The sequence below is a fragment of the Mycobacterium gastri genome, from assembly GCF_002102175.1.
Taxonomy (GTDB): domain Bacteria; phylum Actinomycetota; class Actinomycetes; order Mycobacteriales; family Mycobacteriaceae; genus Mycobacterium; species Mycobacterium gastri.
This window is the reverse complement of record NZ_LQOX01000061.1, coordinates 1-25,039: the sequence shown is the minus strand read 5'-3', so window position 1 is coordinate 25,039 and position 25,039 is coordinate 1. Positions and strand designations below refer to the sequence as shown.

General features: G+C 64.7%; 16 protein-coding genes and 4 pseudogenes. 11 read left to right on the top strand and 9 right to left on the bottom strand.

Annotation, left to right across the window (positions count from 1 at the left end; translation table 11 throughout):
- Nucleotides 1-81 precede the first annotated feature (81 nt).
- From AWC07_RS05235 to AWC07_RS05220, 4 genes and pseudogenes are all read left to right on the top strand, one after another.
- Nucleotides 82-477, top strand: a pseudogene (locus AWC07_RS05235) (TIGR00366 family protein); the annotation flags it as partial.
- On the top strand, nucleotides 467-1,381 hold the full coding sequence (locus AWC07_RS05230) for an aminoglycoside phosphotransferase family protein (RefSeq protein ID WP_036409359.1): 915 nt from the start codon (nucleotides 467-469) through the stop codon (nucleotides 1,379-1,381). The pseudogene AWC07_RS05235 and the gene AWC07_RS05230, both read left to right, overlap by 11 nt.
- A gap of 115 nt (nucleotides 1,382-1,496) precedes the next feature.
- Entirely contained in the window at nucleotides 1,497-1,856 is a 360-nt protein-coding gene (locus tag AWC07_RS05225) for a hypothetical protein (protein ID WP_036409357.1), read from the top strand.
- 3 nt (nucleotides 1,857-1,859) lie between these two features.
- Entirely contained in the window at nucleotides 1,860-4,163 is a 2,304-nt protein-coding gene (locus AWC07_RS05220; protein WP_036409355.1) for a hypothetical protein, read from the top strand.
- Here the strand turns inward: AWC07_RS05220 and lipD are convergent.
- The 3 genes from lipD to AWC07_RS05205 all read right to left on the bottom strand — a co-directional run bounded on the left by lipD (nucleotide 4,153) and on the right by AWC07_RS05205 (nucleotide 7,585).
- Complete coding sequence (gene lipD, locus AWC07_RS05215; RefSeq protein ID WP_036409353.1) at nucleotides 4,153-5,442, bottom strand: lipase LipD; 1,290 nt, start codon at nucleotides 5,440-5,442, stop codon at nucleotides 4,153-4,155. The genes AWC07_RS05220 and lipD overlap by 11 nt on opposite strands.
- Nucleotides 5,443-5,519: 77 nt before the next feature.
- On the bottom strand, nucleotides 5,520-6,710 hold the full coding sequence (locus AWC07_RS05210) for a serine hydrolase domain-containing protein (RefSeq protein ID WP_036409351.1): 1,191 nt from the start codon (nucleotides 6,708-6,710) through the stop codon (nucleotides 5,520-5,522).
- A 122-nt stretch (nucleotides 6,711-6,832) separates the two neighbouring features.
- On the bottom strand, nucleotides 6,833-7,585 hold the full coding sequence (locus AWC07_RS05205; RefSeq protein ID WP_244187493.1) for a lysophospholipid acyltransferase family protein: 753 nt from the start codon (nucleotides 7,583-7,585) through the stop codon (nucleotides 6,833-6,835).
- Between the two features lie 205 nt (nucleotides 7,586-7,790).
- On the opposite strand from AWC07_RS05205, the gene AWC07_RS05200 reads away from it, so the two are divergent.
- Nucleotides 7,791-8,258 (top strand): SRPBCC family protein, encoded by a 468-nt coding sequence (locus tag AWC07_RS05200; RefSeq protein ID WP_036411544.1) that lies wholly within the window; start codon nucleotides 7,791-7,793, stop codon nucleotides 8,256-8,258.
- Between the two features lie 15 nt (nucleotides 8,259-8,273).
- On the opposite strand, the gene AWC07_RS05195 is transcribed toward AWC07_RS05200, so the two are convergent.
- Nucleotides 8,274-9,455 carry an LLM class flavin-dependent oxidoreductase gene (locus AWC07_RS05195; RefSeq protein WP_036411543.1) on the bottom strand — a complete coding sequence of 394 codons (1,182 nt, stop codon included), beginning with the start codon at nucleotides 9,453-9,455 and terminating at the stop codon, nucleotides 8,274-8,276.
- 100 nt (nucleotides 9,456-9,555) lie between these two features.
- Nucleotides 9,556-9,800, bottom strand: a pseudogene (locus AWC07_RS26595) (hypothetical protein); the annotation flags it as partial.
- A gap of 568 nt (nucleotides 9,801-10,368) precedes the next feature.
- Here AWC07_RS26595 and AWC07_RS05185 point away from each other — a divergent pair.
- On the top strand, nucleotides 10,369-15,294 hold the full coding sequence (locus AWC07_RS05185; protein ID WP_036411542.1) for a PPE family protein: 4,926 nt from the start codon (nucleotides 10,369-10,371) through the stop codon (nucleotides 15,292-15,294).
- Nucleotides 15,295-15,298: 4 nt separating this feature from the next.
- Here AWC07_RS05185 and aceA read toward each other — a convergent pair whose 3' ends face one another.
- Entirely contained in the window at nucleotides 15,299-17,587 is a 2,289-nt protein-coding gene (gene aceA / locus AWC07_RS05180) for an isocitrate lyase ICL2 (protein WP_036411540.1), read from the bottom strand.
- A 168-nt stretch (nucleotides 17,588-17,755) separates the two neighbouring features.
- Entirely contained in the window at nucleotides 17,756-18,475 is a 720-nt protein-coding gene (locus AWC07_RS05175; protein ID WP_036411538.1) for an MBL fold metallo-hydrolase, read from the bottom strand.
- 166 nt (nucleotides 18,476-18,641) lie between these two features.
- Between AWC07_RS05175 and AWC07_RS05170 the strand changes: the two genes are divergently transcribed.
- The 3 genes and pseudogenes from AWC07_RS05170 to AWC07_RS05160 all read left to right on the top strand — a co-directional run bounded on the left by AWC07_RS05170 (nucleotide 18,642) and on the right by AWC07_RS05160 (nucleotide 20,872).
- Nucleotides 18,642-19,646 (top strand): zinc-binding dehydrogenase, encoded by a 1,005-nt coding sequence (locus AWC07_RS05170; RefSeq protein ID WP_085104981.1) that lies wholly within the window; start codon nucleotides 18,642-18,644, stop codon nucleotides 19,644-19,646.
- A gap of 72 nt (nucleotides 19,647-19,718) precedes the next feature.
- Nucleotides 19,719-20,176: pseudogene (locus AWC07_RS05165) on the top strand (SRPBCC family protein).
- Between the two features lie 93 nt (nucleotides 20,177-20,269).
- Entirely contained in the window at nucleotides 20,270-20,872 is a 603-nt protein-coding gene (locus AWC07_RS05160) for a YbhB/YbcL family Raf kinase inhibitor-like protein (RefSeq protein ID WP_036416231.1), read from the top strand.
- 13 nt (nucleotides 20,873-20,885) lie between these two features.
- Here the strand turns inward: AWC07_RS05160 and AWC07_RS05155 are convergent, their stop codons facing one another.
- Nucleotides 20,886-22,454: a phytoene desaturase family protein gene (locus AWC07_RS05155; RefSeq protein ID WP_036416232.1), complete on the bottom strand. Its 1,569-nt coding sequence runs from the start codon at nucleotides 22,452-22,454 to the stop codon at nucleotides 20,886-20,888.
- A gap of 81 nt (nucleotides 22,455-22,535) precedes the next feature.
- Here AWC07_RS05155 and AWC07_RS05150 point away from each other — a divergent pair, with 81 nt between their 5' ends.
- Complete coding sequence (locus AWC07_RS05150; protein WP_085104980.1) at nucleotides 22,536-23,144, top strand: TetR/AcrR family transcriptional regulator; 609 nt, start codon at nucleotides 22,536-22,538, stop codon at nucleotides 23,142-23,144.
- A gap of 43 nt (nucleotides 23,145-23,187) precedes the next feature.
- Here the strand turns inward: AWC07_RS05150 and AWC07_RS05145 are convergent, their stop codons facing one another.
- On the bottom strand, nucleotides 23,188-24,177 hold the full coding sequence (locus tag AWC07_RS05145; protein WP_036410486.1) for a DUF732 domain-containing protein: 990 nt from the start codon (nucleotides 24,175-24,177) through the stop codon (nucleotides 23,188-23,190).
- A 399-nt stretch (nucleotides 24,178-24,576) separates the two neighbouring features.
- Between AWC07_RS05145 and AWC07_RS29495 the strand changes: the two are divergent.
- Nucleotides 24,577-24,935, top strand: a pseudogene (locus tag AWC07_RS29495) (nitronate monooxygenase); the annotation flags it as partial.
- Nucleotides 24,936-25,039 lie beyond the last annotated feature (104 nt).

Below are 25,039 nucleotides of genomic sequence, written 5' to 3'. Positions count from 1 at the left end.
CGATCCGCGGATTCTTCGCCGACCCTCACCTCGCTTACATCACCGCCTAAGTCGCCTTACTAACGCTCGGCTTAGTATGTCCCTGCTGGATCGGGCAAACCGCTGCAGACTGTGCTTGCGGCGGCCCTGGTGACCGGTGCCGGCCAACACACCCTGCCATTCTTGACCTTCGTCGGCTCGATCGTCATCTCGCTGTTCGTGCCCTCCGGCGGGGGGCACTGGGCCGTGCAGGGGCCCGTCGCGGTCGACTCGGCACTTGCGATCGGTCAGCATTCACCGGCCTACCTCGGGCTGATCTCGATGTCCGTCGCCGTCGGCGAAGCGGTCGCCAACATGATCCAGCCGTTTTGGCTGCTGCCGCTGCTGGCCATCGCGAAGCTCAATGTGCGCCAGGTGATGGGGTTTACCATCGTGGCCTTCCTGATCGGTTCGGCGGTGTTCGGCGCCGCGCTGTCGATTGCGCCCTATGTGCTCTGACAACACGCCCGGCTACCCGCCCGACGAGATCAGCGCGCGGTTGGCGCGTCGCCTCGTCGACAGCCAGTTCCCGCACTGGTCGGCACTTGCCATCACCCCCGTCGCCCACCAAGGCGTCGACAATCGCACCTTCCGGCTCGGCGACGAGCTGTCGATCCGGTTGCCCACCGCGGACTGGTATGCGGATCAGGTTGCCAAAGAACAGCATTGGCTGCCCCGGCTGGCGCCGCGGCTGCCGCTGCCCATACCTCAACCCGTCGCGATGGGCAGACCCGCAATTCACTATCCCTATCCCTGGTCGGTCTACCGCTGGCTCGACGGCGCCACGGCGGCGGAGGCGATCACCGATTGGGGCCCGATCGTGCGTCCGCTCGCTCACTTCCTGCGCGCACTGCGCCGGATCGATCCCGGTGACGGCCCAGAACCGGGATCGCACAACTTCTTTCGCGGCGCACCCGTATCGGTGTACGCCGAGGAAACCAGCACCGCCATCGACGAGCTCGGCGGTGAAATCGACGTGGCCGGCGCGCAAGCGGTGTGGGCCGCCGCCACCGGCAGCAACCGGGCCGGCGAACCGTGCTGGTTTCACGGCGATGTGGCTGCCGACAACCTGCTGACGCAGCTTGGACGCCTGACCGCGGTCATCGACTTCGGGCTCTGCGGTATCGGTGACCCGGCGTGTGACACCGCCATCGCCTGGACCCACCTCGACACGGTCAACAGGACGGCATTTCGCCGCACGCTGGACATCGACGCCGCAACCTGGGCCCGCGGCCGCGGATGGGCGCTGTGGAAGGCGCTCATCAGCCTGCAAGGCCACCTCGAAGCCGACGAACCGCACGCCGCCGCGGTTGCCCGGGCTACCATCAACGGTGTCATCGCCGACCACGACGCTGACCGATAACGGCGGCCGCCGGTACGACGAGGCTGCTCGACGGGACGCCCAAGCTAGCGTTGTCTGCCAACAGTTTTGACTGTTACCCCTTGCCAAACGCCGCCGGCAGGCATAGGCCTGAACAATGACATCGAAGGAACCGCAGCAACCGAACGGCCCCGACAGCAGTGCGTTCGGCCCGGTGATCGACCGACTCGGCCCGCGGCTGCGCGCCGAGTTCGAGCAGTTGCACAGGTCGGAGCGCACCATCCTTGCGGCGCTGACCAAACCGGAGGTCGCCCGGCAGTTCGCCGCCGACCCGCTGGCCACGTTGGCGGCGCTGAAAATCGAAGTCCCGCCGATCATCAAACAGCGGCTCAAGGCGGCGTCGTTGACCGGCGACGCCCCGGATCTGCACCGGCCACGAGCATTCCGGTTGCCGAACGGACAGGTGATCACCGCCAACGTCAACATCCGATTCACCGGCTCGCCGAAGGTGGGCTAAGAAATGTCGGGGGAACAGACGCACGGCTACGACCTCGTCGTCGAATTCGCCGAACAGGCCTATCAGCAGCTACTGAGCGTCGTCTTCGACACCGGGGGCTTTCTGCTGGGCACCATCCTGGGGGGCCTCGGTATCCAGCTCGACCCGGCCACGCCTTTTTCGGTGACGGTCTCCTTCGACCGGCCGGGTGGTCTGCCGCCCGGCGCAACCGACGTCATCGACATCCATGTGCTGCTCGGCGACGCCGGCACACTCGGGGCGCTGCGCATCGTCGCCAGCGTCGACGTGGACACCAGCACTAACGGAATCGACCTGGTGCGAATCGATCTCGAACAGAAGCTGTGGCTCACCGAGATCGCGGTGGCGGGGTTCCCGATCCCCGGCCTCGACGGACTGTTCGCCGCCTTCCTGCGCAACAACGTCAAACTGATCCCGCTGGTGCCCTTCCCCGTCGACCACGCCACCAGCACCACCACCGCAATGAAGAACGCCGACGCGCACATCATCGACGACACCTCCCCCGCGGACAAAGACGCGTCGGCGTTTCTGGTCACGTTCGGCGGCGGCAGCCCCGGCGACAAGTCGGCGTTCACCCAGAGCTTCATCACCGGGGGCGGCAACGGGGGCATCGTCGCGTCGATGGGCTGGATCTGCCGGGTCATCAGCCCGATGATCGACAGCGCGCTGAACCTCGGCGGTGCGTTCACCAACTGCACGCTGACCCGCACCGTGCGCATCGACGAGGACAACGAGGTGGATCTGACCGGGTTGTCGATCACCGCGGGAGACGACGGCGCGTTGCACGTTCAGGTCAAGATCACCAAGTCCGGCTTCTGTTATTCGGCCACCGGCACCGTCGGGGCGAAGATCACCATCGCCGTCGCCGGCGGGCAGCTCGTGGTGGCCGTGCAGGCCGACGACCCCGATGTCGACGTCGATATTCCCTGGTACTGCTGGGTGGCGGGCGCGGTGATCGGCGCACTACTCGGGGCGCTACTCCCCTCCGTCATCTATGTGATCGTCGGCGCGGTGCTGGTCCCGCTCATCATGTACATCGCCGAGGAGGTAATCGAGGGCACCATCAACAGCGTCGCCGCACACATCACCGACGCGCTGAACCAATTGCTGGTCCCGGTGAACATCCCCGCGGTGGGCTTCAACATCGTCTTCAGCGACGCCCGCATCGACGACGTGCAGATCGGCTGCCGGATCCGGCCCATCGACACCGCTCCCGTTCGGGCCGCCGGCACCGTCGTGGTGCCCAACGGTTCGGCGTTCGACCTCGACAGCGGCCGGGTCGGCGCGCGCGACATGCCCAGCGGCGACCTCACCGTCCTCGGCGGCCCGTTCGATCGCACGGTGCGGGCGGTGTGCGGTGCCCGCTGGGCCCGAACCGGCCTGCGCGACTTTGACGGCCTCTACCGCGCGGCCGTCTACGGCTACGCCTATGACGCGCCCAACCCGATTCCGCTGGGCGACCTGGCGACCGTCGACCCCTTCGGGCTGCTGTTCGGCAACCCGTTCAAGGAATCGCTGCGCATCTACGGCGTGCGTACCAACGAAGGCAGGTGGGCGGCCGTCCAGGCCGTGGACGTGACCCCCGACCACATCCGGTTCCGCTACATCACCTGGGAGAAAGCGCTCGCTTCGGTACAGATTGTCGGCGGGTTCACCTGTCCGCCAAGTATTTTCGGCACCTTCGGCGAGGTGGCCAAGCCGGGCGCGACGGTATTCGCGCCCTCGCCGGCGCTGCGTGTCAGCGCGGTTGGGACGCAACGTGATCCATGCAACCAGTTGCGTGCGGCGCTCGATGCCGTAGTTGCGGCTCCCCCGGCGGCCAGGGGCGCCGATCCCGTCAAGGACGCCATTCGCGCGCTGCCGCTCATCGATCGGCGCATCGGCACATTCGTCGGGACCGTGGTGCGGCCGATGCGTCCGCAGGGCCGATTCGACGCCATCGCAACCGGTTTCGGCCCGGGGCTGGAGGCCAAGTGGCAACTCGACGGCACCGCGCTCGGGGCGGCCAGCGGTCAAGTAGACCTGGGCGGCGGAGCGGTCGCGCACTACCAGCTCACCGGAACCAGCCTCCTGCTGACCGTGCAGGCCGACAAGCCCGTCGAGATGCTGCTATCGGTGACCGTCGTCGACGACGAGGCGCATGTGGCGTCGGCCGAGCGGTGCGTGCGCTACGACCCGCGATGTGTCAGCCGCGGTCGCCTGACACCGGCATGGAGCGACTACCGCAGGGCCTGGGCGACGAATTTCGGTGTCGTCGAGGTCCCGGCGCCGCGCGCGGTCATCGGCTGACGGTTCGCTCTGAGGCAGGTTCCTGCTTCTCAGGTTCGCTGTAGGGCGCACCGAAATGGGGCACCTCGAGCGGACCGGCTCGTCGCGCTGCCGAGATGGCGCTGCTCAGCAGCGGCGCCAGCCCGGCGAACGATCCGACATCGAACAACATCAGGGTCAGCAGGCGGTTGTGCACGTAGCCGAACGAGCTGCCGGTGTCCGGGTCGGCCCAGCCAAGAGTTCCACCCAGACCGATGTGGCCGTATCCGGGCAGCAATCCCGGGACCGGCGACGATTGAAAGCCGTGGTGGTAGGTGAACGGAATCCCCAGGTTCAGATCTGGTGTCAGATTGGGCTTACCCCTCAATTCACTCACCAATTCCGAGGACAGCAGCCGCGTCCCATCGATGACGCCGTCGTTGGCGATCGCCCCGTACACCTTGGCCAGCGCACGCGCGGTGACCACGCCATTGACGGCGGGAAGTTCGCCGTCGAGAAACGGCATATCGCCCTGCAGCATCGACATGATCCCCGGGAAGTAGATCGAACCGAGCAGCCCGGAGAACGACAGCCCGGCGACCTTCGGCGCGACGAAGTCGAGCACCGGCGTGGGGATATTCGCCTGCGGCAACAGCGTCTGCGCCGCCGTGGTGGGCGAATCGGCCGGCGGACGGCCCAGATGCAGGCCGTCGACGTCGAGCGGGAGCGCGAGCTCTTCACGGAACAGTTCACGCATTCCCTTGCCGGTCACCGCCCGGGCCAGACCGGAAAGCAGCCATCCGTAGGTCACCGCGTGATACGCCATCTTCTTGTGCGTGTGGTCCAGCGGCGCCGCGGCCAGCTTCTCCTCCATCAGCAGGTGGTCCAGCACTTCCTTCTTGCCCACCCCTTTGAGGTGCGACAGCCCGGCCCGATGCCGCAGCACGTCGCTGACCGTGACTTCGGACTTGCCGTTCGCTCCGAATTCCGGCCAGTATTCGGCGACCGGCACGTCGTAGGACAGCAGCCCGCGGTCGACCAGGCGGTGGATTACCGTCGCGGCCAACCCCTTGGTCGCCGAAAACACCATGGCCCCGGTGTCGGCCGTCCACGGCACTTTGCCACGCCGATCCGACCAACCGGTCCAGACGTCCACGACCTGCACACCGTCGATGTAGACCGCCAGCGCGCCGCCGCCGAACATGCGACCGGGAAACAGCGCGCTGAACGCCCGGATGAGTCCGGCGAAACGGGAATCGCAAGCGCCTTTCACGCCGGACGGCAGGCCATTGTCGGTGGTCAAGACGGACGGTTTCGCCATAACTGAATGATTATGCCTACCGCGGGCGCGGCGCATGGGAATCACGCATCGGGTTTGAAATAGTGATCGATCCGAAGCTACATCCAGAGGCGTCCGAGTGCGTCGGCCATGGTTTCGGGGTCCTGCTTTTCGGTGTTGCAGCTGACGGCCACCGAGGTCCGCCGGTCGCTGCTGATGCGGAACTCGGTGACGAATCCCGCCCAGCTGCCGCTGTGTTCGAGCGTGCCGTCGGCGCGCGAAAAGATGCCTGCGCCGTAGCGGTCGCCGCCGCCGGGATCGGTTTCCACCGCCCCGGCCAGCTGCTCGTCGAGCAGTTCGGGGCCACCCACCGTGCCGGTTCGGTAGTTGTCCGCCCATCGCACGAGTTGGCTGGGCGTGGTCTGGATGGCCCCGTCGCCGATCTGTTCCCATGGCGAATCCAGCACCCGGAATTGGGAACCGGTGTCGCCCTTGTCATACGACACGGCCTTGTCGGGAATCTTGCCGACCGGATCGACCACCATGGCCAGCCCGAGCGGTTGGAAGACCTCGGTGCTCAGGAATTCCGGCAGCGGATGGCCCGACACCCGCCGGACTATCTCACCCAGCAGCAGGTAATTGGAGTTGGAGTACTCGAAGTGGGCGCCCGGGCGAAACCCCAGCTCCGGCGCCGCTGCCAACGCTTGCAGCGCTTGCGACTGGGTGGTCCGGTCGGTTGATTGATATCCCTGTTCTTCGAGCAGCCCGATGTAGTCGGGTATGCCGCTGGTTTGGTGCATGAGTTCGGCCACCGTCACGGTGGCGGCCCAGTCCGGCAGGTCGGGAACGTACTGGGCCAGCGGGTCGCCGAGGGCCAGCCGCCCCGCATTGACCAGCAACAGGATCGCGGTAGCGGTGAACTGCTTGGACACCGACCCGATGTCGAAAACGGTGTCGGCGGTGATCTTGGTGCCGGTGGCCAGGTCTGCGATACCCCGAACTCCCGTCCAGACCACCTTCCCCTCCAGGCCCACCGCAGCCGAGCAACCCGGCTCCTCGGCGTTGACGGCGCCGTCCAACACGGCCTGGCTGCGAACTTTGACGGCCGAGTTGGCGGCGGTGGTCGCGGTGGTGGTGGTCGAGGAGCTGACGGCGGTGTGCTGGCCACCGCAGCCGCCGAGCAGCAACGCGACCGCCAACAACGGCCCCCACCTGTGTAGCTTGCCGGCACGGCCTGCGCGCTTGTGGCCGGGCTCGACCGGAATCGCGTTCTTGAAGAGCGGCAGCGACATCTCAGCGGGAGCGTTCATCTCGCGAGGCCACTCACATCCCCTTCGTCATCGCCGTCACGGACTCACCGCGTCCGACCGGCCGGGCCTGCGAACGGAGTGATCCGCTGGAACCATCGAAATCGGTTTGGCCGCTTGGGCTTTCAAGTGTCTGAACGGAAGAGCCGGCCCACCAGGGATCGATTCGGGTCGGCTTCGCGTTCGGCGAGCAGGAATTCGATGCCTCCCTCGATCGCGGCGGCCGCACGCTCGCGCACCTTACGGGCAGCGTTGTCGTCGGCTTCTTGTCCGGCGAACTCGGTGGTGTCGATCGGCTCGCCGAACCAGTAGTACTGCCGCTCGGGTCGCGGTAGCGGGGTCAGTCCCACGCCGCGAACCAGCGGTGGGCCATCGGGCGTGCCGAGCAGCTTCGCAGCCAGGAACTGGCTCGGTGCCAGCAACTTGGAATCGGTGTCGAGCACGATATCGATGCCGTGCTCGGCTCCCACCGAAGCGAACGGTACCATCGGATACCCGTGCTGAATTGCTAAGCGCGCGAACCCGAGTCGGTTCTTCCAGACCAACTTGTACTGCTCGTTCTTGCGCTTGTTGACCTCACGGGCGCCGCCGGGAAACACCATGACCAGTTCGCCGCGACGCATCAGTTCCGAGGCAATTTCGCGGGTGCCTTCGACGACTCCCATTCGCGTCAGTATGTCGCGCCACCCCGGAACCTTGAAGTGGGCGTGGTCGCCGAGAGACCGGACCAACCTGCCGCGCTCCCAGAGCTCGGCGGCCAGCAACGGCGCGTCGACCAAGCCGAGCGTGTTGTGGTTACCCACCAGCAACGCCCGTTCGGTCGGCACATTCTCGATGCCATAGACCTTGGGCTTGATCAGAATTCGCAGCGGCTTCATCAGTCGTAGCGCCGCGTCGACGTCAGCTTGGGACAGCGCGGCTGGAACTGAGACGGTTTCGGCGTTCGGCACACCGTGAGTATGCCCCGGCGCCGCCGCCGCGGCATTGTTTTCGCTGCCCTGCCACGGCCCGTGGCCGGCCCGCACGCGGCGTCACGGTAGGGTACCCGTCAGCCAGGTCAGTTGTCGGGGGCGGGAGTCGGGTATGCCGGGACGGAAGTTCTCATTCGAGGTCACCAAGACCAGCAGCGCTCCGGCCGCAACACTGTTTCGGCTCGTGACTGACGGTGGCCGATGGTCGGCGTGGGCCAAACCCATCGTCCTGCAATCGAGTTGGGCACGGCAGGGTGATCCGGCGCCCGGCGGCATCGGAGCCGTCCGCAAGGTCGGCATGTGGCCGATGCTGGTGCAGGAGGAAACCGTCGAGTACGAGCAGGATCGTCGTCACGCCTACCGGCTGATCGCGCCCCGGACACCGGCCAAGGACTACCACGGGGAGGTCGTCTTGACGCCGAATGCGTCGGGCGGCACCGACATCCGCTGGAGCGGCACGTTTACCGAGGGTATCCGCGGAACCGGACCGGCGATGCGGGCGGCGCTGGGTGGCGCGGTCAAGTTCTTCGCGAGCCGGCTGGTGGCGGCGGCCGAACGAGAGTCCGGCACCGCGTCGTAGCGTTTCCGGCTCGGCTCAACGACTTTCGGGTCGTGCGGTCGAACTGACCTCATCTTGATACTTCTTGGTCATGTGCTCGATTGCCTGTAGCTGGGTGCGTGCGAGGTTTTCGCGCACTTCGCCGGCCCGCGCTGCGGCGTCGAGGGTCGGTTGCGCCTGCCCCTGGAAATGCGGCATCACTTCGGCGGCGAACAGTTCAGCGGAGCGTCGGGTCGCTGCCGGGTTGGCCCACTCATGGCCCATTTGCAGCATGCAGCCGAATCCGCCGGACTGCTCCGACAGCCGGTGCACCTGCGCGCGCGCCCGCTCGGGCGTGCCGATCACGCCGGCTCCGTTCTCGTTGATCATGTCGATCATTTCGTCGAGCCGGTCTCCCGACATGGTCATCTGCGGGAAGGCGGCGACCTTCTGGAAATACCGGAACCAGGGCTCGATACCGAATTTCACGTCGGCACGGGCCTGCCCGTCGGTCTCGGCGAGGTGGAACGGACCCACCAGGGTCCAGTCCTGGCGGTCCACCCGGGTGCCGAAGGCTGCGGCGCGTTCCTCGACGATGCCCCAGTGATAGGACAGCGCGTTGAAACCTTCGATGGTCAGCGTCGCACCGATGGACAACAGCCCGATGCCGTGCTTGCCGGCCAACCGCGCGCCGGTCGGTGAGGCGACCGCGGCAACCGCCAGCGGGATACCGCCCTCGGAATACGGGGCGAGCTGCAACTTGGCGTCGACGAGTTGGTGCGTGGCGGTCTTGGCGGTCACGGTCTCCCCCGCCAGCAGCCGGACGACGATGTCGAGGTTGGTTTCCAGAAGCTCCCGAGTGTCGGTGGGCGTCAACCCGATCATGGACGAATCGGTGGGCAGCGAACCCGGACCCATACCACCGATCACCCGGCCATGGGTGAGGTGATCCAGCAGCATCAACCGGTCGGCGACCCACAGTGGGTTGTGGTAGGCGAGTGAGATGACCCCTGTGCCGAGCCGGATCCGCTTGGTGCGTTCCGCGGCGGCGGCGATGAAGATTTCGGGCGAGCTGATGATCTCGCTGCCCGCCGAGTGATGCTCGCCGATCCATGCTTCATCAAAACCGAGGGCATCGAGGTGTTCGACGAACTCCAGGTCGCGTTGCAAGGCCAGCGTTGGGTTGGTACCCGCGCGGTGGAACGGGGCGATGAAATATCCGAACCTGAGCTTGGCCATGGTGGTGCTCCCTTGCGATCCGCCTGAGGCGAACCTTAGCCGTTGCCGACCGGTCTTAGGTGTGTCTCAGGCCGCGACGGGAGTCAACGACGCTGCGCGATCACGGATAGCCGCCGCAGATGTTGCCGACGCAGCCGCCACCGCCACCCGGTCCGCCGCTACCGGTGGCCCGCCCGGGACACCGCCGCCGCCCGGCCCCCCGCCGCCGGTGGGCCCGCCCGGGATGCTGCCGCCACCGCCACCCGGTCCGCAGCTACCGGTGGGCCCGCCCGGGACACCGCCGCCGGGTCCGCCACTACCGGAGGGACCACCCGGTGCCGGTGACGTTTCGGACGGCGGCACGCTGGACCTGTTCTGGCTTCAGTTCTCATCAGAACCCCACTTTCATTTCAGGCGCGTGCGCCGCATACCCCGGGATGTGCTGATGCAAACGGTGGGGTTGGTCAAATTGGCCGCCCGGTGAATCCAGGGTTCCATTCCGGGCTTCCCCCCGGATCGCCCGTGCCTCCGTGCGGTCGCCTATGTCGGATGAGATGCCTTTGTTCCACATTGTTGTCAGCGCCTGGGTTGCACGTATTCGAAGAAAATGCGATCTTGAATATCCGATTATTCGGCGAGCCGTGCTATCGCGGCTGCGTCAAACCAATTCAGTTGGCCACCAGTTGATTGTGCGCTGACGACAATTACCGCTGCTTGACATTGACCACTGAAGACCTGGCCCATCTTGGGCGGTGTAAAGAAACTGTACATCGCGTCGTAGATTTCATTACATTTGTATAACGGCCGTATATCGTATTCATTAATAGGGTAATTCGTCACGACCCGCCCCGTATCTTGTGCGCAACGCACGACATCGTGGCTGTCGACCGGCCTCCGAGTTCAAGTGCGCGGTCAGCCGAGAAGGGTTGGAGCGATGAATTTTTCAGTGTTGCCACCGGAGATCAACTCGGCTCTGATTTTTGCCGGTGCGGGTTCGCAAGCGATGTCGGCGGCTGCGGTGGCCTGGGATGGGCTAGCTGAGGAATTGACCTCGGCGGCAGCCTCGTTCGGATCGGTGACAGCCGGGCTGGTCGGTGGATCGTGGCAGGGCCAGGCGTCGGCTGCCATGGCAGCAGCAGCGGCCCCCTACACCGGCTGGCTTTCGGGGGTGGCCTCACAAGCCCAGCAGACGGCCGCGCAAGCCGTCGCCATGGTGGCCGAGTTCGAGGCCGTCCGCTCGGCGATGGTGCAGCCGGCGATGGTGGCAGCCAATCGGAATCAGGTGATTTCGCTGGTTATCTCCAACCTGTTTGGGCAAAACGCTCCCGCCATCGCCGCGATGGAGGCGGCTTACGAGGAGATGTGGGCCGTCGACGTGTCGGCCATGTCGGCCTACCATGCCGGGGCTTCGGCCGCCGTTTCAGCGCTGACGCCGTTCACACAGCTTGCCCAGGGCCTGGCGGGGCTGCCGGCTCAGCTGGGCGCCGCGCCGGCGGCCATTGCGGCGGCCGCCCAAGCGGCAGTCTCGAGTATCCCGAGCGTGATGAGCAACTTCAGCGTGGGCTTGGCAAACGCCGGCTTTGGCAACCTGGGCAATGCCAACCGTGGCAATTTCAACCTGGGCAACTCGAATGTCGGCAGCACCAACGTTGGCAGCGGTAACCTTGGCAGCCTCAACATCGGCAGCGGTAACCTCGGTAGCTCCAACTTCGGCTTCGGTAATTTCGGCAGCAATAACGTCGGTTTCGGAAACGTGGGCCCAGGGCTGACCGCCGCCCTGAGCAACTTCGGCTTCGGTAACACCGGCAGCAACAACGTTGGCCTTGGCAACACCGGCAATGGCAACTTCGGCTTCGGCAACACCGGCAACGGCAACATCGGCATCGGGCTGACGGGCAACGGCCAGATTGGGTTCGGCGGGCTGAACTCGGGCACCGGCAACGTCGGCTGGTTCAACTCCGGCACCGGAAACATCGGCATCGCGAACTCCGGCACCGGGAACTTCGGTATCGGCAACTCGGGCAATAGCTATAACACCGGGATTGGTAATGCGGGTGAAGCCAACACCGGATTCTTCAATGTCGGCATTGCCAACACCGGCTTGGGCAATGCCGGTAACTACAACACGGGCAATTTCAACCTCGGCAGTTTCAACACTGGCGCCTTCAACCCGGGCAACTCGAACACCGGCTTCTTCAACCCTGGCAACCTCAACACCGGCGTGGGCAACACGGGCAACGTCGACACCGGCGCCTTTATCTCGGGCAACTACAGCAACGGTTTCTTCTGGCGAGGCGATTACCAAGGGCTGATCGGTTACTCAGGTGCCATCGTGATTCCCCCAGCTGAGTTGAACCTCGACGGTACCGGCCTGCTTGGCCCAATCACTGTGCCGCCGATCCATATTCCCCCCATCAATCTGGGTCTGAACAGTAACGGGGCCCTGGTTGGCCCGATCACCGTGCCGTCGATCCATATTCCGCCGATCAATTTGGGTCTGAACACTAACGGCGCCCTGGTGGGTCCGATCACCGTGCCGTCGATCCATGTTCCGCCGATCATTTTGAGTCTCGACAAGTCTGGTGGCCTGGTGGGTCCGATCGCCATACCGCCGATCCATATTCCGCCGATCAATTTGGGTCTCAATAGCAACGGTGCTCTCATAGGCCCGATCCCGGTGCCGCCCATCCATATTCCGCCGATCAACTTGGGTGTCAACAGTTCCGGAGCCATCCTCGGGCCCATCAAAATTGACCCAATCGGCATCGAACCGTTTGGTTTGTCGCTGACGAGCCAAGCCCTGCGTATCCCGATTACCATTCCCAAGTCCTTCTTTTCTTTCGGCCTCACCGGCCTCCCGCTTCCAGGTACCATCGGCCCCTCCCAGGTCGATCTGACGGTAGGCGGCATTACGGTAGGCGGCACCATTGGTGGTATCACCACGCCAACCATCAGTATTTCGGGAATCCCGTTGGGTATCAGTGTGACCGGTACTATCGGTGATCCGGTGAATGGCATCACGTTGTTCCCGAACGGTTACACGCTTCCGGGGATCCCGTTGAGTATCAATGTGGGCGGTGTTGTCGGTGATCCGGTGAATGGCATCACGTTGTTCCCGAATGGTTACCAGCTTCCGGGGCTGCCGGTGAGCATCTTCGACGGTGGCACCTTCGGTGATCCGGTGAATGGCATCACGTTGTTCCCGAACGGTTACACGCTTCCGGGGATCCCGTTGACCATCAATGTGGGCGGTGTTGTCGGTGATCCGGTGAATGGCATCACGTTGTTCCCGAATGGTTACACGCTTCCGGGGATCCCGTTGGGTATCAATGTGGGCGGTATCATCGGTGATCCGGTGAATGGCATCACGTTGTTCCCGAATGGCTATGCTATTCCGGAGATTCCGCTGAGCCTCCACGTATCCGGGCCCGTCGGCCCCATCACTATCCCCATCAACATCGCGGGCACCCCGGGCTTCGGAAACTCCACCATCACCCCGTCTTCCGGCTTCTTCAACAGCGGCGCCGGTAGTGCCTCGGGCTTCGGAAACGCCGGATCGGGAGTCTCGGGCTTCTGGAACATTGCCGCAAGCCAGGGGAATTCGGGCTACTTCAATGCCGGGCCACTGACATCGGGCATTTCGAACTTCGGCAATACCGTTTCAGGCCTCTACAACACCAGCACGCTGGGTTTGACCACATCGGCATTCACCTCGGGTGTCGGCAATGTCGGCAGTCAACTAGCCGGCTTCTTCCGCGACGGTGTAGCCGGGACGACGATAAATCTCGGCGTCGCAAATCATGGTGACCTCAACCTGGGTAGCGCCAACCTCGGCGACTACAATCTGGGCAGCGGCAACGTCGGTAGCGCCAACATCGGCAGCGGCAATGTCGGCGGCAGCAACTTTGGTTTCGGCAACCTCGGCGCCGGCAACTTCGGCTTCGGCAACGTGGGTAGTAACAACTTCGGATTTGCAAACAGCGGCCCGGCACTGACGGCAGCCCTGAACGACGTCGGCATTGGCAACCTCGGTAGCAATAACATCGGCGTCGGCAACATCGGTAATGGCAACTTCGGCTTTGGCAACCACGGGGACGGAAACGTCGGCATCGGGCTGACCGGTAACCACCAGGTCGGGTTTGGTGGCCTGAACTCGGGCAGCGACAACATCGGTGTCGGCAATTCGGGCACCGGAAACGTCGGCGTCGCGAACTCGGGCAGCTACAACACCGGGCTGGGCAACGCGGGCAGCAGCAACTCTGGCTTCTTCAACGTCGGCAGCGTCAATACCGGCATCGCCAACACGGGTAGCTACAACACGGGCTACCTCAATACTGGTAGTAACAACACGGGCAACTTGAACCCGGGCAGCACAAACACCGGATACATGAACACCGGAAATATGGATACCGGATGGGCCAACACGGGCAATGTCGACACCGGCGCCTTGATCTCGGGCAACTTCAGCAATGGCGTGCTATGGCGGGGCGATTATCAGGGCTTGTTCGGCTTCTCGACTACAATCACCATTCCCCCAATCCCGCTGGGTGCCCATGTGACCGGCGGTGTCGGCCCCATTACCGTGCCTGACATCAATGTTCCCGCAATTCCACTGGGTATTAACGCGATCGGCACGGTCGGCGCCATCAGCGTGCCTGATGTCGTTATTCCAACGATTCCGCTGGGTATTAATGCGCTGGGTGCCGTCGGCGCGATCCATGTGCCCGATGTCGTTATCCCGACGATACCGATAGTTGATACCGCGGTAGGGACGGTCGGGCCGATCACCGTGCCTGATATTCCTATACCCACAATTCCGCTGGGTATCAATGCGATTGGCCTGGTCGGCGGGATCAACCTGCCCGATATCGTTATTCCAACGATTCCGCTGGGTTTCAATGCGACCGGTACGGTCGGCGGTATCAGCATCGGTACGATCGATATTCCTGGAGTCCCCGTGCGGGTCGGCGTGACAGTACCAGTCGACATCACTATTCAAAAAATTCCGTACGAGGTGATCGCGGTCGTTTCCGGCGTCATAGGCCCCATCAACTTGAGTCACTTCGACATTGGCCCATATTTCACCGGCGGCACCGGCGACATCATCATCGACGGTGTGAATATTCCCCAGTTCGGTCTCAGCATCCCGTTGGGCGGTCAGGTCAATGGCTTCACGATTCCTGGATTCAATATCGGTCAGTTCGGTCTGAACATTCCGTTGAGTGGTCAGGTCAATGGCTTCACGATTCCTGGATTCGATATTGCTCAGTTCGGTCTCACTATTCCGTTGAGTGGTCAGATCGGTGGGTTCACGATTCCTGGGTTCGATATTGCTCAGTTTGGTCTGGGTGTTCCGTTGAGTGGCCAGGTCGGTGGGTTCACGATTCCTGGGTTCGATATTGGGCAGTTTGGTCTGGGTGTTCCGTTGAGTGGCCAGGTCGGTGGGTTCACAATCCCGGGCATCTCCATTGGCGGATTCCCCTTGGACGTGAACCTCGACGGCGGGTTGGGACCGATCACGATCCCGATCAACATCGGGGGCACTCCCGGTTTCGGTAATACCACAACTGCCCCGTCTTCGGGCTTCTTCAACGGCGGCGGTGGCGGCGTATCCGGTTACGGGAATGTTGGATCCAGCATTTCGGGCGCCTGGAACCAGGTGCCGAACTCATTGCCCGGTCAGGTCTCCGGCTACTTGAACGTCGGGCAACGGGAATCGGGCATCGCCAACTTTGGCAACACAATATCGGGCTGGTACAACACGAGTCCGGTTGGCGTTCTGACAGCGGCCTTCGACTCGGGCATCAAGAATGCGGGCCAGAAATTGGCCGGCTTCTTCCGCACGGGCACCGGACCGTAAGGTTCTACCCTTCCTTGGTGATCAACTTCCGCAGCGCCACGCGATCGGGCACCAGCAGCTCTTCGATGCGGGGCTTGTTCACCTCGGCGACAATGATCTCGCCGACGTCTTGATTGACCTCGCTGAAGATGCCGTGCGACTTCATCTTTGAGGTCTGATACTGGTTGTCCTCGGTCGGCGTGACGTAGTACACCGCGTCGGCCTTGAACCGGTGGACCAGCCAGAGGTGGATCAACGTCATCAGCCGCTTCTGCCGCAGCTTCTGCGCGAAGGTGTTTTGATCGCGCACCGTGAGGATGCTGCGGCCGTGCCGGTCCTTGATGGGGTCGAAGACAACGTTGGCCAGCGGCTCGTCGTCGTTGCCGTAGATCCCGAGTTCCAGCACGTCCGAGCCGGCACGGCGGGGCCGCAATTGCACGCGCAGCTTCTCACCGAGCTGGTAGTGCTCGCTCCACAGTGCCAGCCATTCCTCCAGCAGCTTCTTGGGCACTTCGGTCTGCACCAGATGCTGGTGCTGGGTGGATCCCTTGCCCATCGCCTTGGTGGTCGCCGTGCGCCCAGACGAGGCGGCCAGCGCCGCGTCGCTGCGCGGCCCGCCGACCAGCGTCTGCGGCGTCCGGTATGGCGACTCGATCAGACGCATCTTGCGCTGCAGGCGGGCCAGCGCAAGCATGCCGTCCTGCTGCAGCGAGGTAGCGAACTCCTCGGCTGCGACGCCGTCGATTTGGTGTCCGCCATAGGTGATGAAGTTGAAGACGAAGCCCATCCGGCCGAGTTCAACGGGGAACTGCTTCATCTCCTCGTCGGTCATACCGGTGGTGTCCCAGTTGAACGACGGCGAAAGGTTGTAGGCCAGCATTTGGTCGGGATACTCGGCATGGATCGCCTCGGCGAATTGGCGGGCATCGGCCAGATCGGCGGTCTTGGTTTCCATCCAGAGGATGTCGGCAAACGGTGCGGCGGCCAGCGACTTGGCAATCGCATACGGAATGCCGCCACGGACCTGGTAGTAGCCCTCCGGGGTCTTGGCCAGCTCGCAGTCCCATGGTGGGTCGGCGCCCAACTCCTTGGCCTTTGTCCGTGCGTCGTAGAGCGAGACGCGGCCGGCGAACGCCCGCCATTCCTCGGGACTCATGCCAACGGATTCGCCTTCGCTCTCACCGAACGCGAGGACGTCGGCCACGGCTTCGCCGTACGTCATCAACCCGGCGTCGTCCTCCCACGCGGCCACGAACCGCGACTCCACCTGGTCGAAGAGGTCGTCGATCGAGGTCGTGCCGTTTTCTCGCCAGGTGTTGACGGCGTCGGTGATCACGCCCATGATGCCTTGGCGCTCGAGCCAGGCGGTGGCCGTCGCGTACTCGCCCTCGGCGAGCGCGTAGAGAAGGTGGCCGTTGAGTTCCTTGACGCCCAGTTCGTAGAAGCGCCGCAGCATCGCCAGGAAGCACGCTTTATACGAGGGAATGTTGAGATTGGTGGCGCCGAGCAGGAACGGCTGGTCACGCTCGTCGGCTCGGCTGTCGATCAGGTTGGCGGCCTCGGCATCGGTGCGCGCGACGATGATGCCGGGCACCCGCATGACGTCGAGTTGGAAGCGTGCGGCGTTGAGGCGCTTGATCTGTTCGTCCGACGGCACCAATACCTTGCCGCCCTGGTGACCGCACTTCTTGGTGCCGGGGCGCTGGTCCTCGATGTGGTACCCCGGCACGCCTACTTCGACGAAGCGGCGGACCAGGTTGCGCACGTGCGGATCACCGCCGTGACCGGTGTCGGCGTCAGCGATGATGAACGGCCGAAAGTCATACACCGGGGCCGCAGCGCGCTGCTGTTCGGTCATGTTCAGCCGCAGATACTCCTGGTTGCGGTCGGCGGTCAGCAGTGCCCGCACCAGGACGGCAGCGTCGTCGGGCACCTGACTCAGCGGATAGCTGGCCAGGTCGGGACCGGGATCTTCGGTGGTGGAACCCTTGGCTGACGTCGCCCATCCGCCGAGGTAAATCGCCTCGATACCCATCCGCTTCATGCTCACCGCCTGCCCCGGCGAGTAGGGGCCGAAAGTGGTGATGCTCTTGTGCTCGGCGAAAAGCTCGCGCAGGCGCTCGTAGAAAGCCGCCGCCGCAGTGCGAGCCACGCTGTAGTCGACCGGGATTGTGCCGCGCTGTTCTACGACCTGCCGGGCAGTGTAGAGCCGGATGATTCCGGCGAAGCGGGCGCTGTCGAAGTATCGCTGCGTCTCGGTGACGTCTTGCTCGAATGGTGTACGGACCTCAGTGTCCGTTTCGGCGATAGCCATGGGCTTGCGCTCCTTTGTGCGCCCGATTCCGCTGACGCAGAGAGTGTATCCCTGGGTTGGGCAGTCAATTCACCGGCTGACCGGGTGGTTACCCACCCGGTCCGAGACACGGGGGTCAGGCCGCGCAGCCGGTGGCCAACACGCCAGGGAGCGTGAGTTAGGTCAGAGTTAGGTCCAGGGGCGCGCCGGCTCGCTCAACCAATCCCGCTGACGCCGGACGAACTCCGCGTCGACGACGCTTCCGTGGCCGGGGACGTAGACGGCGTCGGGTCCGCCGAGTGCAAGTAGCCGATCAAGCGTCGCAGGCCAGGCCGCGACATCGGAATCGGCGTCGATCAGCGGATCGGCGGACTCCTCGACGAGGTCGCCGGTGAAGACCACCACTGGTTCGTCGCTGGCGGCTGCGCCCGGAACCACTACCACCAGGTCCGCGGTGGTGTGTCCGGTGCCAGGGTGGGTGACCGTGACGGAGCGGTCGCCGAGATCGATTACCGCGTCGCAGATACCTCGCCGAGGTGGCCGCAAGGCGGCGATCGCGCGGTCGATCTGCACCGCGTCTGCGCCGTATTGCAGTGCATGGGCGCGCAGCTGATCGGTCGCCGACGACAGATAGTCGACAACCTCAGGAGCGGCGTATATCTGGGCACCGGCAAAGCCTGATGACCCCAGGACGTGGTCAAAGTGCTTGTGTGTCAAGACAATATGTGTTACTCGGCAATGGGCGATCTGGCTGACGTCGGCCTGGATCGCGGCCGCTTCAGGTAGCGTGGTGCCGGCGTCGACCAGCAGTGCCGTGCCGCGGCCCACCACCAGGCCGACCGTGACGTCGCAAAACGGCAGCCGGCAGCGATACACGCTTCCGGTCAGCCGCTCCCACTCGTAATGCACGGCTAGCACGATAGGCCGCGAAGCCCGGCGCTGTCCCGGCCATTCCTGCTTGGTACCGGGCGACAAACGGATTGCCGGCGTGTTCAATCGCAGGAGGCTCCCCACCTTGCACGGTTGCGGTAAGGGCCGGGTGCTGCAGTTCGACGAGCCGATTCGGAGGAACACAATGCGCGCAGTCGTAATTACCAAGCATGGTGACCCATCGGTGCTGCAGGTGCAGCAGCGGCCGGAACCGCCGCCGCCCGGTCCGGGCCAGCTGAGGATTGCCGTTTGCGCCGCTGGGGTGAACTTCGCCGACCACCTGGCCCGCGTCGGCCTGTACCCGGATGCACCGAAGCTTCCGGCGGTGGTGGGCTACGAGGTCGCCGGGACGGTCGAGGCCGTCGGCGAAGGTGTCGACCAAAGCCGGGTCGGCGAACGTGTCCTGGCCGGAACACGATTCGGCGGCTACGCCGAAATAGTCAACGTGGCCGCGACCGACTCGGTGGTGCTTCCCGAGGCGTTGAGCTTCGAGCAGGGCGCCGCGGTTCCGGTGAACTATTCGACCGCGTGGGCGGCACTGCACGGCTACGGGTCGTTGCGTGCCGGCGAGCGGGTGTTGGTTCATGCGGCCGCGGGCGGGGTGGGCATCGCGGCGATTCAATTCGCCAAGGCTGCCGGCGCCGAAGTGCACGGCACCGCCTCGCCGGGAAAGCACCAGAAGCTGGCCGAGTTGGGTGTGGATCGTGCCATCGACTACCGCCGCGACGGCTGGTGGAAGGGTCTGGGCCCCTATGACCTCGTGCTCGACGCACTCGGTGGCACCTCGCTGCGGCGCTCCTACGATCTGCTGCGCCCCGGGGGAAGGCTGGTCGGGTACGGGATTTCGAACATGCAGCAAGGCGAGAAGCGCTCACTGCGCCGGGTGGCTCCGCACGCGTTGTCGATGCTGCGCGGCTTCAATCTGATGAAGCAACTCGAGGACTCGAAAACCGTGATCGGTCTCAACATGCTGCGGTTGTGGGACGACCGTGGCACCCTTGAGCCCTGGATCACGCCGCTGCGCGAGGCTCTTGACGAGGGTACGGCCCGGCCGATCGTTCATGCGGCTGTGCCGTTCGCGGAAGCGCCGGCAGCGCACCGGATTCTGGCGGCACGGGAGAACATCGGCAAGGTTGTCCTGGTCCCCTGAGTTCTGGACCGCCGGATGGCGGCTCCGTTGAACGTTGTCTTAGCCGGCGCGGAGTTGGCTATGTTTCCTCCCATGGCCGTCACCGAGTCCCGCGAGCTCGTCATCGAGGCCCGCGAGCTCGTCAGCCCAAGGAAATCCTAGACGCCTTGTTCGATCTCGAATCGTTGCCGCAGTGGTCCTCGATTCATCGAAAGGTCGAAATCCTGGAGCGCGACGATCAAGGCCGTCCGACCAAATCTCGGCAAGTGGTCAAGATCGTCGGCGTCGGGGACGAGCAAGTGCTGGACTACTCGGTTCACGACGACGGCGTGAGCTGGACCTTGGTCAGCGCCAAACAACAACGCGGGCAGCAGGGCCGTTACACGCTGACCCCGGACGGCGACTTCACCCGGGTTCGGTTCGATCTCACCGTAGACCTGCTGGTGCCGTTGCCGGGGTTCCTCGTCCGACGAGGCGCCAAAGGGGTGATGGACACTGCTACCCGAGGCCTTCGTGACCGGGTGTTAGCGGTCAATGGGCGCGCCGGCTAAGGCGCGGCGGAGGCGCACGGTTGATCGCCGATCGGCGGCATCCGGCGGGTGAAACCGCTTTATTCCGTAGTCGCTGCGCGCGACACTGTCCTTATGAAACTCGTAGCGGGGCACCTACTTAAGTCGATCGCGTCGGCTCTGACGGGGCTGGCTCTGGTACTGGCATTGGTTGGCCACGGCGGCGACGGCGACCCTCGAACGCCTTCGTCGGCGCCGACGCTGCTGACGGCCGGCATGACGAAGGCGGCACCTGCCGGCGGGCCATTGACGATCAGCAGTCCCGCGTTCGCCGACGGCGCGCCCATCCCGGTGCAATACACCTGCAAAGGGGCCAACATCGCGCCGCCCCTGAGCTGGTCTACGCCGTTGGGGGCGGCGTTGGTGGTCGACGATCCGGACGCGGTCGGGGGCAACTACGTCCACTGGATCGTGATCGGAATCCCGCCCGGAGCCGGCAGCTCCGCGGATGGTCAAACTCCTGCCGGAGGCACCAGCCTGCCGAACTCGGGTGGCCAGGCCGCATACAGCGGGCCCTGCCCGCCGCCGGGCACCGGGACGCACCACTACCGCTTCACCCTGTACCAGCTTCCGGCCACGCTGCAACTTCCCCCGGGATTGGTCGGGTTGCGGGCGGCTGAGGCGATAACGCGGGCCACCACGGCGCAGGCTCAACTCACCGGAACGTTCGGAGGCTGACCGATCCCATCGGCTACCGGTCGTCCAGCGCCTGATAGGCGGCGTTGTAACCGGGAATGAAGGTGATGCCGGGACCACCATGGCATCCGGCGCCGCCGAGATACAGACCGTCGATCGGAATCGGGAAGTCGCGAAATCCTTTGGGTCCCGGCCGGTTAGGGCCCATCAAATCGGGGTGCAGCAGCCCGTGGCAGAAATCGCCGGCGGGGGCGCCGAACATCGTTTGCATGTGGTGCGGCGCGAAGGTGATCTGGCGGATCACGATGTCTTTGAAGTTCGGGGCGAAGCGGGTGATCTTGTCGATAACACGTTGAGCCATCTCATTTTTGAGGTGGCCGTGTTGGTTACGGTCGGCTTCGACCGGGAAGGCGTAGGCGAACGCGCTCGCGGCGTGCTTACCGGGCGGCGCAAGGCCGGAGTCGTGCACCGAAGGGATCTGCAGGCCCATCGACGGATTGTCCGGCACGGTGCCGCGGCGGCACATTTCCCATTGCAGCTGTTGCTCTTCGGGCGAGCCGAAGATGCCGACCGACTGCTGCATGCCGGCTTCGTTCAATAAGTCGTAGGGCGGGGCGAATTCGGGCAGCCCGTCCAGAGCGAAGTGCAGTTGCACGAAGGAGGCGCGGTGGTCGCGGCCGGACAAGCGTGAGACGAGTTCGGCCGGAACGTGTTCGGGCGCCACCAGCTCGGTGAGGGTCACGTCGGGCGCCAGGTTGGACACCACGATCGGCGCGCTGATCGTCGACCCGTCACGCAACCGCACACCGGCGACCGCGCCATGGTCTACCTGGATCCGGTCGACCTTTGCGCGGAACCGGATCTCACCGCCATGGGAGACGAAGAGCTCACGCAGGTGTTCGGTGAGGGCACCGATGCCGCCCACGAGTTTGGTCATCATCGCGGTGCCGCCGGTGCTGTCCTGGGGTACCGCCAGGGCGAAGGCCAGGCAGGTCGCGCTGCCCGGCGTATAGGGTCCGCGGTAGGTGGAGTTCACGGCCAGAAACGCGAGCATTCCGCGCATGACCGCATGCTTGTGCTTGTCGGGCAGGAACCGGTCGATCACATCCATCGCCGAACCGAACAGCATTTCGTGAATTGCTCGGCGTTCGGCTTCGTTGGCCGCGCAGGCGTACATTTCGTCGTGCGTCTTGGGGGGTTGGCGTACGTCGAAGCGGCCGAGCGCTTTTGCGGGTCCCTGACTCCAGCCGATCAGTTCGGCCATGCCGGTGAAGGCCTCCAATCCGTGCCGCTCGCCCAGGTGCGTCATCAGCCGCATCGGGTCGCGGTAGAAGATCATCGGCTCTTCGCCGGATTCGCCGATGTTGGTCGACATCACCGCCGGGTCCACCGTGGGCAGGGTGTCGAGCCCGAGTTCCTTGGTGATTTGGCTTGCCGTGGGGAACTGCACCGAACCCGCGATCTCGTAGCGGAAGCCGTCGATCAACTCCACCGTCGCCGCCATTCCCCCCGCGTAGCTGTTGGCTTCCAGGCACAGAGTGCGCAGACCCGCGCGTTGCAGAACCGCGGCGGCGGTCAGCCCGTTGTGCCCCGCTCCCACCACAATCGCGTCGTAGTCGCTCATCTTCCCAACGATATGTCAGTACTGACACAATGAGAAGATGTCAGTACTGACTACTGCCGGCCGGGTTACCATCGGTCCGACATGACTGTGCTTCGCAAACCGCCCAACCGTCATGAGCTACGCCGGCGATCCACGCACGAAGCGCTGCGCCGGGCCGCGCTGAAAACCTTCGCCCGCAAGGGATTTGCGAATGTGACCGTGACCGAGCTGGCGCGGGAGGCCGGGGTGACCGAGCGCACCTTCTTCCGGCATTTCCCGACCAAGGAGGCGGTGCTCTTCCAGGACTACGAGACCCACCTGGAATGGCTGGCCGAGGCGCTTGCCCAGCGTCCGCCAGCCGAGCCGCTGTTCGATGCGGTGCTGGCCAGCGTCGCGGCGTTTCCCCATGACGTGGAGGTAGTCCGCCAGGCCGCTACCGCCCGCGCCGAGCTGATCAGTGCGGACCGTATCGCGAGTCATCTGCGGGTGGTGCAGGCGTCGTTTGCGCGGGTGCTGACCGAATTCGTGCGCAATCGGCACCCGGAGATGCCCGACATCGATCTCGCCGCCGAGGTCGCGGGCTCGACGCTGGCAGCGGCACTGGTTGCGGCAGTTGAGCATTGGGGTCGCAATGGTTGTGCCGGCGACCTCGGTGAGTTCGTGGTGGCCAGTGTGGATTTGGTTAGGTCGGGGCTGGCGCCGCTGGCTTGACTTGCCGTAGCCCACCGAATCGCATCCGGGAACGGTCGCAGCCTTACGGTGCCAGCCTGATGACGCCCGGCGGCGAGGGGCGTGCCGGCGACGGTTGCACCGGACCGGCTCCGCCGTTGCCACCACTGCCGCCACCGCCGCCGCCGCCGCCGCTGCCGCCGGCCCCGGGCTGAGGGCCATCAGCCGGAGGCTCCACTACCTCTTGCGGCGGTGGCGGCGGCTCTTGCGGTGGCGGCGGTTCTTGCGGTGGTGGCGGTTCTTGCGGTGGCGGCGGCGAGTGCTTTGATGGCGGCGGTGCCGCGATCGGCGGGGGTGGTGTCACGATCTGCGCCGTGGGCGGCGGTGGTGCCGGATGCGGTGGGCTCGGTAGCTGGGGGTCCCCCGCGGGAACCGCTGCGATCCGCGAGGTGAGCATCGTGCCAAGTGCGTTACCGGCCGACCGGTCCCCGTAGCGGCCCGCCACGACAGCACCGCCATCCGTCACCGGCAACCGCATCGTGGCGATGCCGGTCGGTTCGTGCCACGTCGCAGGCGTGTTGGTCATGTCCAACGCTGGCGGCGTTAGTACCGCGCACTCCGCGTTGACGGCGGCTCGGGTGTAGCTGGCGATCCAGCCGGTCGGTTCACTCGATTGCGGCGCCGGAGTAGCCGTGATGGAAGCTATCTTGCCCCGGTCGTACGGACAGTAGATCTCCACCGCCGCAGTGACGAATCGGGTCATGGTGGACGTGACGCGCGCGGCGGGGTATTGACGCAAGGTCGGGTCCATGTTGTATGCGTCGTTCCGCAGCCCGTCGACAATTTCGTGTACCGGCATGCCGCCGTCGAGTTTGCGACAAACTTTGTGGGCTGCGGCGATCACGCGTGGCACATTCGAGAGGGCGGGGATTTCTTTCTTCTCGAGCAGTGCCAGAAACTGATCGTCCTGATTCGGGTCGGCGGCTGCCGCGCCGCCGCGGAGAATTGCTGTGCCGGCTACCACCACGACAGCGCTAACCAGGGCGCCGACGTGACCGGTAATGCCGCTGAACATGGCAGGGGCTTCCATTTCGCTATAGGCGTCACTTGGCGGGCTTTGGATCGCGATCTACGCCGCACGAGTGGCTGTTTGATTATGTTTCCCGGATACCTCCATATCTGTTGGGTGTTTTCAGCCTGTCACACATATACCCCACCTGGGTAGGGACGAAAGACCTTTAGCCTGGGCCAAGCCGCAGGGTTGCCTGCCGAAGCCGCCGCGAGCGGGCGCCCTTCGCCGCCGCTAGCCTGTCACGAGTGGCATCCAGCGGCGACAGCAGCGGCATGCCTCCTCCGAGAACAGCCAGACGGTGCCGCCGCTGATGGTCTCGGTCACCCAAAACGGCGAACAGGACTGCTCTTTGGCCCTCGGCCGGACACGTTTACTGACCGGAGAGCTCGAAGGAGCGTGGCAATGTCGCTGACCACCCGCCTGACCGAATTCTGCGGGATCGAACATCCAATGCTGCTTGCGCCGATGGCCCTGGTTTCCGGGGGCAGACTCGCGGCGGCGGTGACCGCAGCCGGGGGCCTGGGTCTCATCGGCGGCGGCTACGGCGAGGCCGATTGGCTGCAAGCCAAATCGGCGAAAACGACGGCGCGCGAGTCGGATACGGGTTCATCACCTGGAGCCTGGCTCGCAACCCCGGGCTGCTCGACACCGCGCTGGCACAGCAACCCGCGACCATCATGCTGTCCTTCGGCGATTTGACGCCGTTCGCCGACCGCATCCGCGCTGCCGGAGTTCCGCTGACCGCGCAGGTGCAAACCGTTACCTGAATGGTGAGTGTTTGTGTGACTGGCATTTCAGGCAGCCCGTCCTTTCGGGCGGGCACTCCGTTGAGAAACGGTTCCGGTTTCACTGCCACCAGCCGCGC

What these genes read in the sequence shown, in the direction of transcription:
- AWC07_RS05230 (WP_036409359.1), top strand. Translation starts at nt 467, where the DNA reads ATGTGCTCTGACAACACGCCCGGCTACCCGCCCGACGAGATCAGCGCG.
- AWC07_RS05225 (WP_036409357.1), top strand. Translation starts at nt 1,497, where the DNA reads ATGACATCGAAGGAACCGCAGCAACCGAACGGCCCCGACAGCAGTGCG.
- AWC07_RS05220 (WP_036409355.1), top strand. Translation starts at nt 1,860, where the DNA reads ATGTCGGGGGAACAGACGCACGGCTACGACCTCGTCGTCGAATTCGCC.
- lipD (WP_036409353.1), bottom strand. Translation starts at nt 5,442, where the DNA reads ATGGCGAAACCGTCCGTCTTGACCACCGACAATGGCCTGCCGTCCGGC.
- AWC07_RS05210 (WP_036409351.1), bottom strand. Translation starts at nt 6,710, where the DNA reads ATGAACGCTCCCGCTGAGATGTCGCTGCCGCTCTTCAAGAACGCGATT.
- AWC07_RS05205 (WP_244187493.1), bottom strand. Translation starts at nt 7,585, where the DNA reads ATGAAGCCGCTGCGAATTCTGATCAAGCCCAAGGTCTATGGCATCGAG.
- AWC07_RS05200 (WP_036411544.1), top strand. Translation starts at nt 7,791, where the DNA reads ATGCCGGGACGGAAGTTCTCATTCGAGGTCACCAAGACCAGCAGCGCT.
- AWC07_RS05195 (WP_036411543.1), bottom strand. Translation starts at nt 9,455, where the DNA reads ATGGCCAAGCTCAGGTTCGGATATTTCATCGCCCCGTTCCACCGCGCG.
- AWC07_RS05185 (WP_036411542.1), top strand. Translation starts at nt 10,369, where the DNA reads ATGAATTTTTCAGTGTTGCCACCGGAGATCAACTCGGCTCTGATTTTT.
- aceA (WP_036411540.1), bottom strand. Translation starts at nt 17,587, where the DNA reads ATGGCTATCGCCGAAACGGACACTGAGGTCCGTACACCATTCGAGCAA.
- AWC07_RS05170 (WP_085104981.1), top strand. Translation starts at nt 18,642, where the DNA reads ATGCGCGCAGTCGTAATTACCAAGCATGGTGACCCATCGGTGCTGCAG.
- AWC07_RS05160 (WP_036416231.1), top strand. Translation starts at nt 20,270, where the DNA reads ATGAAACTCGTAGCGGGGCACCTACTTAAGTCGATCGCGTCGGCTCTG.
- AWC07_RS05155 (WP_036416232.1), bottom strand. Translation starts at nt 22,454, where the DNA reads ATGAGCGACTACGACGCGATTGTGGTGGGAGCGGGGCACAACGGGCTG.
- AWC07_RS05150 (WP_085104980.1), top strand. Translation starts at nt 22,536, where the DNA reads ATGACTGTGCTTCGCAAACCGCCCAACCGTCATGAGCTACGCCGGCGA.
- AWC07_RS05145 (WP_036410486.1), bottom strand. Translation starts at nt 24,177, where the DNA reads ATGTTCAGCGGCATTACCGGTCACGTCGGCGCCCTGGTTAGCGCTGTC.